The sequence below is a fragment of the Pseudomonas sp. AN3A02 genome (genome assembly GCF_011765255.1).
Classification (GTDB): Bacteria; Pseudomonadota; Gammaproteobacteria; order Pseudomonadales; family Pseudomonadaceae; genus Aquipseudomonas.
The window spans coordinates 23,127-36,860 of the sequence record NZ_JAARNI010000001.1; the positions used below are offsets into that span (position 1 = coordinate 23,127).

The 13,734-nt window shown below is 56.5% G+C and carries 16 protein-coding genes; 8 read left to right on the plus strand and 8 right to left on the minus strand.

What is annotated here, in order from left to right; all coding sequences use genetic code 11:
- Window positions 1-344: 344 nt before the first annotated feature.
- Entirely contained in the window at window positions 345-1,121 is a 777-nt protein-coding gene (locus HBJ59_RS00135) for a hypothetical protein (RefSeq protein ID WP_256670776.1), read from the minus strand.
- A complete protein-coding gene (locus tag HBJ59_RS00140; RefSeq protein ID WP_167662447.1) occupies window positions 1,084-1,551 on the minus strand; it encodes a hypothetical protein in 468 nt (155 codons plus the stop codon). Before HBJ59_RS00140 ends, HBJ59_RS00135 begins: the two co-directional genes overlap by 38 nt.
- Window positions 1,552-1,701: 150 nt before the next feature.
- Here HBJ59_RS00140 and HBJ59_RS00145 point away from each other — a divergent pair, with 150 nt between their 5' ends.
- Window positions 1,702-1,974 (plus strand): DUF3630 family protein, encoded by a 273-nt coding sequence (locus tag HBJ59_RS00145; protein WP_076016096.1) that lies wholly within the window; start codon window positions 1,702-1,704, stop codon window positions 1,972-1,974.
- A 325-nt stretch (window positions 1,975-2,299) separates the two neighbouring features.
- Window positions 2,300-2,632, plus strand: coding sequence for a DUF6124 family protein (locus HBJ59_RS00150; RefSeq protein ID WP_167662448.1), 333 nt, complete (start codon window positions 2,300-2,302; stop codon window positions 2,630-2,632).
- Between the two features lie 22 nt (window positions 2,633-2,654).
- Here the strand turns inward: HBJ59_RS00150 and HBJ59_RS00155 are convergent, their stop codons facing one another.
- The 3 genes from HBJ59_RS00155 to HBJ59_RS00165 form a co-directional block, all read right to left on the minus strand.
- Window positions 2,655-2,888, minus strand: a complete 234-nt coding sequence (locus HBJ59_RS00155) for a hypothetical protein (RefSeq protein ID WP_003214497.1) — start codon at window positions 2,886-2,888, stop codon at window positions 2,655-2,657.
- A gap of 332 nt (window positions 2,889-3,220) precedes the next feature.
- On the minus strand, window positions 3,221-3,643 hold the full coding sequence (locus HBJ59_RS00160; protein WP_167662449.1) for a hypothetical protein: 423 nt from the start codon (window positions 3,641-3,643) through the stop codon (window positions 3,221-3,223).
- 202 nt (window positions 3,644-3,845) lie between these two features.
- Window positions 3,846-4,592, minus strand: coding sequence for a hypothetical protein (locus tag HBJ59_RS00165; RefSeq protein ID WP_167662450.1), 747 nt, complete (start codon window positions 4,590-4,592; stop codon window positions 3,846-3,848).
- Window positions 4,593-5,234: 642 nt separating this feature from the next.
- On the opposite strand from HBJ59_RS00165, the gene HBJ59_RS00170 reads away from it, so the two are divergent.
- Window positions 5,235-6,179: an EamA family transporter gene (locus HBJ59_RS00170; RefSeq protein WP_167662451.1), complete on the plus strand. Its 945-nt coding sequence runs from the start codon at window positions 5,235-5,237 to the stop codon at window positions 6,177-6,179.
- A gap of 139 nt (window positions 6,180-6,318) precedes the next feature.
- Here HBJ59_RS00170 and HBJ59_RS00175 read toward each other — a convergent pair whose 3' ends face one another.
- Window positions 6,319-6,783 carry a GNAT family N-acetyltransferase gene (locus HBJ59_RS00175; RefSeq protein WP_167662452.1) on the minus strand — a complete coding sequence of 155 codons (465 nt, stop codon included), beginning with the start codon at window positions 6,781-6,783 and terminating at the stop codon, window positions 6,319-6,321.
- A gap of 242 nt (window positions 6,784-7,025) precedes the next feature.
- Here HBJ59_RS00175 and HBJ59_RS00180 point away from each other — a divergent pair, with 242 nt between their 5' ends.
- Window positions 7,026-7,658, plus strand: coding sequence for a hypothetical protein (locus HBJ59_RS00180; protein ID WP_167662453.1), 633 nt, complete (start codon window positions 7,026-7,028; stop codon window positions 7,656-7,658).
- Window positions 7,659-7,717: 59 nt separating this feature from the next.
- Window positions 7,718-8,017, plus strand: coding sequence for a hypothetical protein (locus HBJ59_RS00185; RefSeq protein WP_167662454.1), 300 nt, complete (start codon window positions 7,718-7,720; stop codon window positions 8,015-8,017).
- Window positions 8,018-8,031: 14 nt separating this feature from the next.
- Here HBJ59_RS00185 and HBJ59_RS00190 read toward each other — a convergent pair whose 3' ends face one another.
- Window positions 8,032-8,595 carry an NADAR family protein gene (locus tag HBJ59_RS00190; protein ID WP_167662455.1) on the minus strand — a complete coding sequence of 188 codons (564 nt, stop codon included), beginning with the start codon at window positions 8,593-8,595 and terminating at the stop codon, window positions 8,032-8,034.
- Between the two features lie 342 nt (window positions 8,596-8,937).
- On the opposite strand from HBJ59_RS00190, the gene HBJ59_RS00195 reads away from it, so the two are divergent.
- From HBJ59_RS00195 to HBJ59_RS00205, 3 genes are read left to right on the plus strand one after another with little or no spacing between them, the layout of a single operon-like run.
- Window positions 8,938-9,390 carry a (2Fe-2S)-binding protein gene (locus tag HBJ59_RS00195; protein ID WP_167662456.1) on the plus strand — a complete coding sequence of 151 codons (453 nt, stop codon included), beginning with the start codon at window positions 8,938-8,940 and terminating at the stop codon, window positions 9,388-9,390.
- A complete protein-coding gene (locus HBJ59_RS00200) occupies window positions 9,390-11,642 on the plus strand; it encodes a molybdopterin cofactor-binding domain-containing protein (protein ID WP_167662457.1) in 2,253 nt (750 codons plus the stop codon). Before HBJ59_RS00195 ends, HBJ59_RS00200 begins: the two co-directional genes overlap by 1 nt.
- 17 nt (window positions 11,643-11,659) lie before the next feature.
- A complete protein-coding gene (locus tag HBJ59_RS00205; RefSeq protein WP_167662458.1) occupies window positions 11,660-13,003 on the plus strand; it encodes a cytochrome c in 1,344 nt (447 codons plus the stop codon).
- A 156-nt stretch (window positions 13,004-13,159) separates the two neighbouring features.
- Here the strand turns inward: HBJ59_RS00205 and msrA are convergent, their stop codons facing one another.
- Entirely contained in the window at window positions 13,160-13,666 is a 507-nt protein-coding gene (msrA, locus tag HBJ59_RS00210) for a peptide-methionine (S)-S-oxide reductase MsrA (RefSeq protein WP_076016107.1), read from the minus strand.
- Window positions 13,667-13,734 lie beyond the last annotated feature (68 nt).

Here is a 13,734-nt window from a genome sequence, read left to right on the forward strand (position 1 = left end):
GAGATGAAAGCCTTGACGGCGGTTTCAGGGTTGGACGCCCCGCGCAGCAAAAAGTGTATTTTTCTTTCCTCTGCGCCCTCGGCACAGAACGGCTAGCGGCCCGCTTTATCCTTATCTTCCAACGGCGGGTCTTCAACGTGTTCCCACTCCAGATACCACTCATATACTTCGCCGTCAGCCATGAACTCATGTTTAACAGTCCAGCCTAGAGCCACCAGCTGTTGAGCTCGTTGAAGCGCGTGTGCCTTGGTCATTCTCGGAGCTTTCATAACGGTCATCGCATCGAGGGTTGCGGGTGAATTTAACGCAGCAAGCGTCTCAAATAGTCATTCATATACGCCCGGTTACTGACTTAACCCCAGGCGCTTTTTCGCCTTGTAGCAATCATTGATCGCGATCGCCTGCTGGTAATACTCCGTACGCTGCGCACGGTTACTGTCCCCCAGCAGCCGGTACATTTCAGCCTGATAATCCCGACTGCTGCCCCACTGCAACGCCATGCCCTGAGGCATCTCGGCCCTGCATTCAAGCTTCACCGCAGGCTGCGGGAAATATTGCTCATACGCGGGCGCGCTGGTTGCAATGGCCTTCAGCGTTGTCTGGAATTCAGGCGTGTCCGTAAATTCAAAGCAAAAGGATGAAAGCTGCAGCGCCGGTGGTGCAAAGCCTTGTAGGAAGCTGCTTTGGAACAACGGGCAGGCCTTTTCCTTGATCTCGTCGACCGGGTAGAACATCACGTAGATCATCGCGAGGCGATGCTGGGCCACCGGGTGGTCCAGCGCGGCAGCTTGTTCAAGCAGCTTGATCGCCGGCTTGAGCAACTCGCCCGCCTCCTCCACCAGCACTTGGGAACGCTTTTTCTCGTCTGCGCTGGCGGTGGGAAAGTTCGCAGGCACCGCTTCCAGCTTGGCATCTGCTTGTTTTAGGTACGGCAACGCTTGCTGATAGAGGCTCTCGGCGTGCGGGTCGATGTGCGGGGTGTTGGCCGTGCACAGTTGCGGCAATAGGCAGCCCAGGAAGAGGCTAATAAAGCGGTGAACATTCATAAACAGGCTTCCGTGCGACAGAGGATTCAGATGCCGCTCAAGCGGTGGTATCCCAATAGAAATGGATGAACTCATCTTCGTACTCCGCGACCAACGAAACGATGAACTCGGTCTTCATGGAGTACATCATCAGCGCACCGATAAAGCCCGTTGGCTCATGCAGTGGCAGTTTGAGCGGCGCGACCAATTCATTCGCCTGGTCGGCAACCAATTGGTTGAATTCTGCTTCCGAGATGCTCTCGAACTGGGAATCGGAGACGTAGCCCGCGAAGTATTCCAACCTTCTACACCAATCATTCTGGAGCTCTGCGTATAGCCAGAAGCGTAATCCGCTGTCGTTTTTCGGGTTGGGGGCGCGAGTGACCCTGATGCACTCCTCCCCGTCGGGAGTTCTAAAGGCGTCTTGTCGATAGGTGACGAAATAGATACCTGGGTAGGGACGACCCGATCCGTAGTGAAGCAATTGCTCACGGGGAATCTGGTCAAAGTCGTTTTTATCAAACATGAAGAAGTCCTTCATTCATGCCGAGCGGACGGGTGATGGTAGTGCTCGTTGTCACGGGCTCATTCCTTTGAAAGCTGCGCAGGTTCTGTCACATTCTACGACAAGCATCTCACGGCGAAACACGCCCTTTCACCCTATCGATGATCCCTTATGGAAATACAGATTTCGGAAACGTCCGACTGGCAATTGTTCGCGGCCATCGCCGAAACGCTGGAGCACGGTTTGAAAGGCGAATGGACCGTAAAGGCCGACGGGCTGGATCAGCGCTATTGGGATTTGTGCGTCGAAGGCCAGACCCTCACCCTGCACCTTGAGCATTATCTGGGGATCAGCCTGCTCATGCCTGGCCAGGGCGAGAGCCTGGAGGGGTTGAGTGATTTGGGGTTGAGGGCGTACCGGCTGGTGCTTCCATTTGCGGGATAAAGGAGACTTTGCGTAGGCCGTAGCACCTTGCTCCTTTGCCTACGCTTGCGTCAGAATCCGCCGGCTTGTGCACCTGGGTGGCCATCTCTAAGGTTGCTCGGTCGCTGAAAACTCAGTGATCGGGTTTAGTAGCCCTAGGGTCAATTACACTTAGTGCATGAGCTACATCTATCAGACGTTCCTGTCTGTGCTTGATGGTGGCTGTGCGTAGGGCGCCTTCGGGTGCGCCGGCTTTGTGTAATTCCCCGGTCTACTAACCTGCGTACAGCTGCCACCCTTCTTGTGTAGTAGCGAAAGGGTGTCGGCCCCATTCAGGAATTGCACCATGTTCAAAGTAACGCCGAATCCTCCGAAGAAACCGGATCTAAAACTCCACCAGGCTGCCCAGCGCGCCATTGATCACTACCTCAATCCCGGCACTGATGCCGAGACAGTCCCAGAGACAACCGCCCTCTTCAGCGTCACCTCCGGGGTCAGCAGCGAAATCCTGATCGCCAACAGCTACGAAACCGTTTCCTCCGTCAGCGCCCTGCTGCTCGACCTGTCCGACGAACTGACCGGCAAAGACCGCGACGTGGCATTGGCCATACACCAACTGAGCGAATTGAGCGTACTGCTGATCGGCAAACTGATGGACCGCGAAACACCTCGGGCGTAAAGCCCAACGCAGTCCTGCGGGACTAGCCCTTCAACTCACCCAACCGATTACTCGCCGCGTCGTCGTACGCCACATACAGCGACTCGGCGATTTGGCTTTTGATGGCTTTGGCGCTTTCCAGACCCAATACAAAACCTTCGGCCTTCCCGCCTGCGCGGTTGAGGTCTTCTTTGGTGTCAGCACCGGTGATGGCGTCGAGGAGTTTGATGGCCTGAGGGCCTACGCCTTTTGGGAGGCTGATTTGGTCGATGCTCATTGGAATGCCTCGGATGAGATGCAGGATGGGGTGGTGCGGGTGAACGAGGTCATGGGCGATACCTTGAGATTGAGATCGGTAGCGCGTGGAACCACTGCCGGGGGTGGCATGGTAGACCGGTATGGGAATTAAAGGGCTGGTTTCGGCCAAAAGCTGCCCTTTACGAGAGGCAGTTTTCGGATAGAAACGGCCCGTGATGACTGCTTGGAATTCAATCTAGGACTAACACATAGTGCCTGTATTCCAGCGGCTTATTTGACTCTGGCGTGGTCGAAACTGTCACTACTAAACCGTAGTGGCTTTTAGCTTTCACCGGCGAGCCAGTACTCAGTTTAATGATGCTTTACTTTGGTTTTGAACACGACATTATAAATGGTTTTGAACATACCCTTATAAATAATGATGAGTGCTATCTGAACACCTATCATTATGAGTAGCCATTGGCCAATAAATCCCGGTCGTTCAAGATCAATACTGAAGCCAAACCACCCTCGTCTGATGGAGATGGCAGAAATCATAAAAATAACAATCGATGGCAGAGCCCCAGTAGAAAGGAGCGTCTTTTTAAAGCCTTCGTCAAAAAATCTGAGGCAAGCACTCAAAGCAAAAAAACCAGCGATCAGTAACAAAAACAAGCTTGGAACTCTCTTTGGATTTCCTCCCCACAGCTCAAATGCCCAAAAAGCGATAGAACTTCCAAAAGTGCCGCCGAACGTTTGTAAAAACCTCATAGCAGACATCAAAATAAATTCCATTTTTTCGAGCGTCCTATGTCTTTTGATCGAAGCCTATCGCTCCTGAGCGCTAACTGTCTCGCCAATTACCGCTTGTTTTGACTGGCACAATACGGCACGCCACAGTCTGTGCCTACCAATCAAAAGAGTAAAACCGAAAATAACTTTGCTTTCAAAATTCAAATTAGCTTCTTCTCTTAAGTTGCTTGCTTTCTTGGTGCCACTATTGATAAGCGAACATCGGTGACTCCACGCAAAGCGTCATGCCTGGAGTAATTCCGACTTCTGCAAGACTTCTAGAGTCGGCCAAAGGCCTTCCCCTGCGAGCGCCTGTGATCATGCGAGAATTCTTTATAATTTTGCCTGATGTCTTTTCGCGTAACTGCCACGAATACCCATATTCAAAAGCTTGCACCTTATTCTTTAGTTTAAAATAAATTTCATTTGTAAGTTCCCCCAATGTCTCAAAAGCTGCTGTTGGAAAAACAAACAAAGCAGCCTCATTATCGAGAAACTTTCGCGCATCAACAGATATTGTCGTGGCTTTGTCAATTTCTTCAGTAACCTTTTCAAGAAGGCCTTGGGCGTTTTCTTGGGAAGTGAATTCAAAAGATGATTTAAATGCCTGTCGCACTTTTTCTTTTAACTCGTGCTGTTGCTCTTGAAGTTCCTTAGTATGTTTGGTGCGAGACTCCATTCCTCGTAAAAAACCATCATCAGATTTGTAATCATTCGGAGCGTATAATTTTTCGTGATGATAACTAACGAGCCACCCAAATGTGCCTAATACAATTATAGGGAATATTACTAAAAACCATACAAGAGGCAATCGCTCTGCAGGCTGAGGAGAGCTATTAAGGCCCAAAGTCAATGCCGCAAAGCCGTATATCATCACGATAAATAATGCAATTATTCCTAATGGATTTTTTGCTAACCCTTTAGCTGCATTTCCGTACGTCCGAATGTTCAAAGTTAAAATCTTCCTTGTCTGATAGAGTTGCCGTAGGTGTTTGATTTTATGTGCATCATACTTTTTTTAGTCAGCGATGGTCTAGAAAAAACTTAAACGTATTCCTATCATTTGTGATAGTTCGATATCTTTAAAAACTGGTTTTCTGGATCGAAGATGGTTCTACTGATAATTTAGCATCTTGCCAGTCGCAACACCCTAGCGATTGGTTCGCTTTCGTCGATTCCTCACCTTCACGACAGACTGCTTTTGGCCGGAAGCGGTCTTTCGCGAACAGCCGTTCCCGACCATCACGAATTATTCAACTTATCTCCATATTGTCGGGACAAAAGAGTTCTATTCCAAATCAATAAATCCGTCCCCTTCCGACCTAGTTGCCGAAAACACGCGGGGACGCTCCCGCCAAACGACTCATACGATCTCTTTCTAACGACCAGCTGAATTAGAGCTATCCGTCCCAGGCCCGGCTCCCCCTACGAATTTCGGTCTAAGCCTCTTCAGTAGGCACTTTTAGCCAACCAAACTAAAACAACCCCTTGCCCCCTCCCACCAAACACGCTACAAATCCCATCACCGAGTTGTACGACAACCTAAAAATAATTCCCCATCCTCGACGATGGAGCCAACTCCCGAGCCCCTACCATGACTCCCCCTGCCCCCAGCCAATTCCCCCGCCACATCGCCGTCCTGATCCTCCTCTGCATGGGCTGCGCCTTCGCCGGCAACCACATCGCCGCCCGCGTAGCCTTCGACGACGGCGCCGGAGTCCTCCTGGCAATCCTCATGCGCTCCGGCGGCACTCTGTTAGTGCTGGCGATACTGGTCCTATACCAACGCCAAAACCTCCGCCTCCCTCCCGGCGCATGGCGCTGGCAAGTCCTCTTGGGCCTGCTCATCGCCACCCAAAGCCTCTGCCTCTACTCCGCCGTCGCCCGCGTCCCGGTAGCGCTGGCCTTACTGGTCGCCAACGTCTTCCCTATCCTGCTGGCCCTGCTCACCTGGGCACTCGGCGGCCCACGCCCCACCGCACGCACGGCCTTGCTGATGGGCCTGATTCTGGTGGGCCTGGTGTTCGTGCTGGACGTACCCGGCCGCCTCTCCGCCAACACCACCCTCGGCCCGGAATGGCTGGTCGGCGTCTCCCTGGCCTTTTGCGCCGCCTTCGTATTCGCCTGTGCGCTGTGGATCACCGACCACAAGCTGTCTCAGGTGCGCGGTTCAGTGCGCAGTCTGCTGACGATTTATATCGTGTTCAGCAGCGTCAATCTCGCGGGTTTGAGCGGTGCGCTTGTCGATGGCCTGAACCTGCCGGCCACCGGTACCGGATGGTTGGCACTGGCCACGTTGGTGGTGCTGTATGGCACGGGGTTTATCGTGCTGTTCATTTCGGTGCCGCGCCTGGATATGCCGCGTAATGCGCCGGTGATGAACATTGAGCCACTGGCGACGTTGTTGATGGGCTGGATCGTGCTCGACCAGATGCTCAGCGCCGGGCAGGTGGTGGGCGGGGTGATTGTGGTGACTGGGATTGTGTTGCTGACTTATCACAAGTCTACCCCGCCTTCCACCAAGGCTCAGGTCGCGTAAGTCGAGAGGTGGAGCGAAAAAGGGATGGATCCATTTTTAATGAAGCCGTCCCCTTTATTTGCTGGTTTCAGGCTAGCGCTTAGAGGCGCTGATAAGCGGAATTCCTGCATCCCGTCAACCCACTAACACGTTGGGCCGCTCACCGTAGATTCAGACGGACATAATAATTGTCGAACTCACTTCTCTCGACGAACTGGAAACCATGGCGGGTGTAAAAACGATTCGAGGCGCTTTCTTTGAGGGCACCTACTTTAATCGGGAGTGCAGCTGCATCCGCCTCTTTGAAAATCTGAGTGAGCACAGCAGAGCCGATCCCTGACCCCTGCGCGCTCGGCCTCACGTATAAGTGGTCGAGCACGAGTTCATTGGGGTGATGCTTGACCACTACAAAGCCAACCCTCTCCCCAGACACTTCAATGTGATGTGTGTTGTGGGCTTCAAAACCGCTAACAAACCGCTCGCGCGCCCGTACCGGATCAAATCGCCCGACGCGCTCCAGACTTTCGCGCATGGCCTCAATTCGAAGGGCAACAAGATCGTCCAAGTCGCTTTGTTGAGCGCGGACTAACGTCACTGGGGAGTTTTGATTGGGTTTGATGGGCATAGGTTGCGCTTCGCCTGGCATGCTGGGATGGCCAGTATAGGAAGATCGGATCAGATCACGCTCCACGATTTGCTATCGTGGTCTGACACCATTTTTTCTTACACAGCCTCAGCCAGAAGCAGACAGTCAACGCGATTCTAGTTTTGCCGCCCAGGAATGCCACAAGCCCTGCCCTCAAAAGCGGGGCTTGGCCAGTAGGAGGACGCCCATTTTCGCGTCCGCGAAAACAAAGGAATGACTACATGGACATCGCAACCAAAATGCAGCGTTATATGGCCCCTCCCGCCTTGCTCACTGCCATGACCTTATTGATGTCGACTAACATGGCTGTTGCAGAACCGAATCTCTGGGTGTCTGCCGACCGAGTGGCGCGCCACACCTGTCCGTCCGTTAAATGTGGGGTTGCAGGCCAATTAATGTTCCGCGAAGGAGTCGAGGTTTTGGAGACGAAAGGCGCTTGGGTCCGCATTACCAAGCCCTACTCAGCCTCTTGCTCAGGAGGCATCAGTGAATACGTGAAGAGTGGTAACTCCGCGTGCGTCGCCAGCAACGGCATTAATAACGGGATGTTCGCAGAGTGGCTGTCTACAAAGTCGCTTACCAAAGACAGACCTGCAGACCCCGGGGAGGGGGCGACCGGTGACGACGTGCTGGTCAAAAACTCGGACGATTACCGTCGCTACCGCGCCCAGTTCACCAAAGCAGCGCGTGAGCTCATAGACAACGGCACCTGCACCGCCGGTGACTTCGAAGAAATCGGCGGATGGATGGCATCCCCTGCCAGAGGTCAAGGTATGTATTTCATGTACTGCGGCGGCATGACCACAGCCAATCGACTATACCTCGACGTGCGCTCGGGCAAAGTGAGCCGCTAGCCGGTTCTGAACAGATCAACCACCTGCAAGCCCAAGTGAATGGGAAAAGGACAACAGGTATGGAAGATGTTCGGGCAGTCGAGTTGTACGCTGAATTCCAAAGAAGCTACCAGGCAAAACGGGTAGCCACATTACTCATGTCATTGTTGTTGGTTGCCTGCAAACCACCCACGTTTGAAGATGGTTGGGCAGCTATCAAAGCCAAGGACAAAATCAAAGCCGTCGAAATATTCACGGTATTCGCAGATCAAGGTGATGTTCGAGCACAAACCGAGCTTGGCATAATTTATTCAAGCGATGAATTTAGGGCGGCATTTAATAAGCCCTGGCCTTCGCCAAGGCTTGTGCGTTTTTCGTGAGTAAGGTCAGGGCACTACCTTGAGGCAGGCATACCGGTCCCATCCCGCACCTGCATCAGCGCAAATCCCAGCAGATTCAAACCTTTCCACAGATTCGGATTGTTCACATCCGCGTTGTCCTGTGCGAGCCCTATCCCCCAGATGTTATCAACCGGGCTGGCTTCGACAATAACCCGCGAACCGGTTTCTAGAAGGTATTCGTTCAACGGTGGATTCTGAGAGAACTTGGCCTGGTTCGCTCGAACGACGATGTCGTATCGGTGTTGCAGCCAAACCTTGTCATTGAATCCGCGCACGTTGCGGCCAAGTGCTTTGGCGGCATTAGGTGTAGGAGCGCGGAGCACCTGCGCACGAATTTCCTGATCGTCGAACAAGGCCGCTTTCTCGGCCATCATGAAGTGTTCGGCTGTAGGGTAATGTTGCCCCTCGACAATGAACCCAGCCTCGAACCATTGGCTGAAGCACGAAGCGGTGACGGCCGTTTTGCTGCGTTGGTGCCCCCAGAAAAACGTAAAACTCAGCTGTTCCCCGGAGTTGAAACGGGCGCACAGTTCTTCCAAATGTTCAGAGTCGTTCAATGAAATATCCTCGCTAACTGAAGAACGAAATTACAGCTACTGTGCTGACCAAGGCAACCACGAAGCTTCGTAGATCGAACGTCCACCGATTGACGCTTACGCCCATACTCCCGCCTCCCCTATCGCATTCCTGTCGAATACTTGCCTAATCCTCCGACCTTTCACCCTCCGCATAGCGCCCCCCTGACCTACGGTCTAGAGTCAATCCAAACGCCCGCTAAACTACTCAAACCACGCGCGCGTGAACCATAACGGGCCAACGATGCCCTGCGGCGAAGCCCCACTTCACCGCCCAAAAATACTAAAAAAATGCAAAACCAACCGATGATCAGCGGGTGAGCCATGGAATTACGAATTAACCAGCAGACCCACCAAGTCGATGCAGAACCCGACACGCCTCTGCTCTGGGTCATCCGCGACAACCTGGGCATGACCGGTACCAAATATGGCTGCGGTCTGGCGCAGTGCGGTGCGTGTTCGGTGCTTGTGGACGGCAACGTGGTGCGTTCCTGCGTCACGCCGGTCTCCGGTGTGGTCGGTCGGGAGATCACGACCATCGAGGCGATCGAGTCCGATGATGTCGGTAAGCGGGTGGTCGCGACCTGGGTCGAGTATCAGGTCGCTCAATGCGGCTATTGCCAGTCCGGCCAGGTGATGGCGGCCACGGCGCTGCTCAAGCAGACGCCCAAGCCGACCGATGCGCAGATCGACGCGGCGATGGTTAATCTCTGCCGCTGCGGCACCTATAACGCGATTCATGCGGCGGTGCATGACCTTGCGAAGGGAGACGCCTGATGAACGTTCGCATTGATCCCGCTGCCCTGCCTTTGGTCGCGGCGTTGAATGACCCGGTGAATCTGTCCCGCCGTCGTTTCCTGGCCAGTACGGCCGTGGGTGCGTTGGTGATTGGCTTTGGTCTGCCGTTGGGTTCTGGCCGGGTGCAGGCGGCCACTGCGGCGGCGGCTGGTGAACGCGGTACGCAGGTGCCGGCGTTCCTGGAGATTCGTCCGGATAACACGATTCGTTTGCTCAGCCCCTTTATCGAAGGCGGCCAGGGCACGTTCACGGCGATGGCGCAGATTGTCGGCGAGGAGTTGGACGCCGACCCGGCCACGTTCTTGGTGGAGTGCGCCCCGCCCGGCGAAGCCTTTGTGGTGATGGAAAATGGCATGCGGATCACCGGCGGCAGTATGTCGGTGCGCATGAGTTACCCGACGATGCGCCGGCTGGGTGCGTTGGCCCGGGCGATGTTGCTGGAGGCCGGGGCACAGGCGCTGAAGGTGCCGGTGGGTGAGTTGTCGACCGAGCCGGGCAAGGTGGTGCACGCGGCGTCCGGGCGTTCCCTTACCTATGGCGAGTTGGCCGGGCGGGCGATGGACCTGCCGGTGCCGGACGTGGCCAGCGTGAAGCTGCGGGATCCGAGCCAGTTCCGTTGGATCGGCAAGCCGGTGAAGCGTCTGGATGCGTATGACAAGTCCACCGGCAAGGCGCTGTACAGCATTGATATGAAGGTGGACGGCATGCTCCACGCGGCGGTGCAGCATGCGCCCCGGTTGGGCATGACGGTGGGCAACCTGCGCAATGAGGACCAGGTCAAGGCCATGCCGGGGGTGCATTCGGTGCATCGCTTGCCGGGTGCAGTGGCGGTGGTGGCTGAGCGTTGGTGGCATGCCAAGCGTGCGGTGGAGTCGATTCAGGTGGACTGGCTGGAGCCGACGGCGGATTCGAAAGTGCGCGGGATGCCGAAGGACTTTTCCAGCGACGAGCATTTCAAGCGCCTGGCCGCCGAAACCGGCCCGGCCCGGGATGATGAGAACGAGGGTGATGTGGCCGGTACGCTGGCCAACGCCAAGACCAAGATCGAGGCCACTTACCACAACCAGTATCTGCACCATGCGCAGTTGGAGCCGCCTTCGGCGCTGGCGCGTTTCAATGCGGATGGTTCGCTGGAGATCTGGTTGCCGAATCAGGCGCAGGATATGTTCCTGGCCGATATCGCCAAGCGCACCGGTCTGGACCCGTCGCGGATTACCCTGCACTCGCCGCTGTTGGGTGGGTTTTTCGGCCGGCATTTTCTGTATGACTCGGCCAGCCCTTACCCGCAGGCCATTGAGTTGGCCAAGGCGGTCGGGCGCCCGGTGAAGTTGATCTGGAGCCGCGAAGAAGAGTTTCTGCGGGATGTGCTGCGCCCTGTCGCGGCGGTGAATTTCCGTGGGGCGCTGGACAGTGATGGCTGGCCGGTGGCGATTGAAGCGGTGAGTGCCACGGAGGGGCCGACCGAGGCTCTGGCCGGTAAACAGGGCGAGAAGCTCGACCCGACGGCGCTGGAGGGGTTGTCCGGGAAGTCGTATGCGATTCCCAACAAGCGCATCGCGCAGATTTATGTGAAGGGCCCGGTGATGCTGGGTTACTGGCGGTCGGTGGGTAACTCGCTGAATGACTTTTTCTATGAAGCCTTTCTGGATGAACTGGCTGACAAGGGCGGTAAAGACCCGTTCGAGTTGCGCCTGCATCTGTTGCGGGATAACCAGCGGCTGACCACGCTGCTGAAGGCGGTGGGCGAGTTGTCGGGGGGCTGGAAACGTGGTCCGTTTACCGCCGAAGACGGCAGCAAGCGCGCCCGTGGAGTGGCGATGGCGTCGCCGTTTGGCACGCAGACGGCGGTGATCGCCGAGGTGTCGATCGAGAACGGGCAGGTCAAGGTGCATGACATCTGGCAGGCGATCGACCCGGGCAGCATCGTCAACCCGGCGATTGTCGAGGCGCAGGTGCATGGGGCAGTGTCGCTGGGCTTGTCCCAGGTGCTGTTGGAAGAGGCGGTGTATGTGGACGGCTTGCCTCGGGCGCGTAACTACGATTTGTATCCGGTGCTGCCGCCTTCGCGGATGGCACGGGTGCATGTGCGCGTGATCGAGAGCGGGGAAAAAATGGGTGGCATCGGCGAACCGCCGCTGCCAGCCGTGGCACCCGCCGTGGCCAACGCCGTGGCGATCTTGACGGGGCAGCGCATTCGCAGCATGCCGTTAAGCCGCTACTCCTTCACCTGACCGGGGCCTGAGCACTTATGAACAACCGTCGATTCGCAAGAACCGTTGGCTGGCTGGCGCTGCCGTGCCTGGTCGCGGCAGGCCTGTTGGCCTGGTATGTCAGCCGTGAGCCGGTTTCGCCGCTGGGCGCCGAGCCTGTCGCCGCAGACCCGGCGCTGATCGCCCGAGGCGAGTATGTCGCCCGGCTCAGCGACTGTGTGGCGTGCCACAGCGTGCCCAACGGCGCGCCTTTTGCTGGTGGGCTGGAAATGGCCACGCCGCTGGGGGCGATCCATGCCACTAACGTCACGCCGGACCCGGAAACGGGTATCGGCCGCTACAGCCTCGCCGACTTCGACCGCGCGGTGCGCCAGGGTGTCGCGCCGGGTGGGCGTCGGCTGTATCCGGCGATGCCGTATCCGTCCTACGCCAAGCTCAGCGACGATGATGTGCGCGCGTTGTATGCGTTCTTCATGAAGGGCGTGGCGCCGGTGCGGCAGGCGAATATCGAGAGTTCGATCCCTTGGCCATTGAATATGCGTTGGCCCATCGCGCTGTGGAATGGTGTGTTTACCGACAGCAAGCCGTACGTAGCGAAGGCCGGGAAGGATGAACTGTGGAACCGCGGCGCCTACATCGTGCAGGGGCCGGGGCATTGCGGCAGTTGCCACACGCCACGGGGCCTGGCCTTTAACGAGAAGGCGCTGGATGAGAGCGGCAAACCGTATCTGGCCGGTGGCTTGCTGGATGGCTGGTACGCACCGAGCCTGCGGGACGATCACAACACGGGCCTGGGGCGCTGGAGTGAGCCGGAAGTGGTGCAATTCCTGAAGACCGGTCGCAATAAACATGCGGTGGTTTATGGGTCGATGACCGAGGCGTTCAACAACTCCACGCAGTTCATGACCGACGATGACCTGGCGGCGATTGCGCGGTATCTCAGGTCGTTGCCGGGGGACGAGCAGCGTGATGGTAAGGCCTGGCAGTATCAGGCAGTGTCGGCTGCGGAACGCCTGGATGCACCGGGCGCCCATACCTATGTGACCCGTTGTGCGTCGTGCCACGGGTTGGAAGGCAAAGGGCAACCGGACTGGATGCCGCCGCTGGCGGGTGCGACTTCGGCGTTGGCCAAGGAGAATGCTTCGGCGATCAATATCACCTTGAATGGCTCGCAGCGGGTGGTGGCGGCGAATGTGGCGGATGCTTATCGCATGCCGGCGTTCAGGGAGCAGTTGTCGGATCAGGAGATTGCCGAGGTGCTGACGTTTGTGCGCGGTACCTGGGGCAATCAGGGCGGTGCGGTGGATGCGAAGGCGGTGGGCAAGTTGCGTGAGCACACGGGCCCGGCGAGCAGTAGCCCGATTATTCTGCAGATGCGCTGAGGTGAAAGGCGCCTTGTGAGATAAGCGCCTTGTGAGAGAGACGCTTTGTGTAGGAGCTGCTTTATGTGGGAGCGGGCTTGCTCGCGAATACGGTGGGTCAGTGAGAAATTTGCTGACTGACACACCGCTTTCGCGAGCAAGCCCGCTCCCACATTTTTAACCGCGTTTCGGCAGCTTCCAGTTCGGGCGGATGAAGTGGCAGGTGTAGCCATTCGGAATCCGCTCCAGGTAATCCTGATGCTCCGGCTCCGCTTCCCAGAACGGCCCCGCCGGTTCGATTTCCGTCACGACACGGCCTGGCCACAACCCCGAGGCATCCACATCCGCTGCGGTGTCTTCCGCCACGTCGCGTTGCTGTTCGCTCAGGTAATAAATCGCCGAACGGTAGCCGGGGCCCAGGTCGTTGCCCTGGCGGTTAGGCGTGCTGGGGTCGTGGATCTGGAAAAAGAACTCGAGGATCTGCCGGTAGGTGATCACCGCCGGGTCGAAAACAATCTCGATGGCTTCGGCGTGGTTACCGTGGTTGCGGTAGGTGGCGTTCGGCACATCGCCGCCGGTGTAGCCGACGCGCGTTTGCAGCACGCCGGGGTAGCGTCGCAACAGGTCTTGCATGCCCCAGAAGCAGCCGCCGGCGAGGATGGCGGTTTCAGTTTGGTTGCTCATGGCGTGTTCTTCCCCTGGATGGATACAGCCCTAGTTATGGGGCCGGGTTGAGTAATACCAAGGTTGAA

Bases quoted from the DNA above. Each gene is read 5' to 3' on its own strand.
- HBJ59_RS00135 (WP_256670776.1), bottom strand. From the start codon at position 1,121: ATGAGTTCATCCATTTCTATTGGGATACCACCGCTTGAGCGGCATCTG.
- HBJ59_RS00140 (WP_167662447.1), bottom strand. From the start codon at position 1,551: ATGTTTGATAAAAACGACTTTGACCAGATTCCCCGTGAGCAATTGCTT.
- HBJ59_RS00145 (WP_076016096.1), top strand. From the start codon at position 1,702: ATGGAAATACAGATTTCGGAAACGTCCGACTGGCAATTGTTCGCGGCC.
- HBJ59_RS00150 (WP_167662448.1), top strand. From the start codon at position 2,300: ATGTTCAAAGTAACGCCGAATCCTCCGAAGAAACCGGATCTAAAACTC.
- HBJ59_RS00155 (WP_003214497.1), bottom strand. From the start codon at position 2,888: ATGAGCATCGACCAAATCAGCCTCCCAAAAGGCGTAGGCCCTCAGGCC.
- HBJ59_RS00160 (WP_167662449.1), bottom strand. From the start codon at position 3,643: ATGGAATTTATTTTGATGTCTGCTATGAGGTTTTTACAAACGTTCGGC.
- HBJ59_RS00170 (WP_167662451.1), top strand. From the start codon at position 5,235: ATGACTCCCCCTGCCCCCAGCCAATTCCCCCGCCACATCGCCGTCCTG.
- HBJ59_RS00175 (WP_167662452.1), bottom strand. From the start codon at position 6,783: ATGCCCATCAAACCCAATCAAAACTCCCCAGTGACGTTAGTCCGCGCT.
- HBJ59_RS00180 (WP_167662453.1), top strand. From the start codon at position 7,026: ATGGACATCGCAACCAAAATGCAGCGTTATATGGCCCCTCCCGCCTTG.
- HBJ59_RS00185 (WP_167662454.1), top strand. From the start codon at position 7,718: ATGGAAGATGTTCGGGCAGTCGAGTTGTACGCTGAATTCCAAAGAAGC.
- HBJ59_RS00195 (WP_167662456.1), top strand. From the start codon at position 8,938: ATGGAATTACGAATTAACCAGCAGACCCACCAAGTCGATGCAGAACCC.
- HBJ59_RS00200 (WP_167662457.1), top strand. From the start codon at position 9,390: ATGAACGTTCGCATTGATCCCGCTGCCCTGCCTTTGGTCGCGGCGTTG.
- HBJ59_RS00205 (WP_167662458.1), top strand. From the start codon at position 11,660: ATGAACAACCGTCGATTCGCAAGAACCGTTGGCTGGCTGGCGCTGCCG.
- msrA (WP_076016107.1), bottom strand. From the start codon at position 13,666: ATGAGCAACCAAACTGAAACCGCCATCCTCGCCGGCGGCTGCTTCTGG.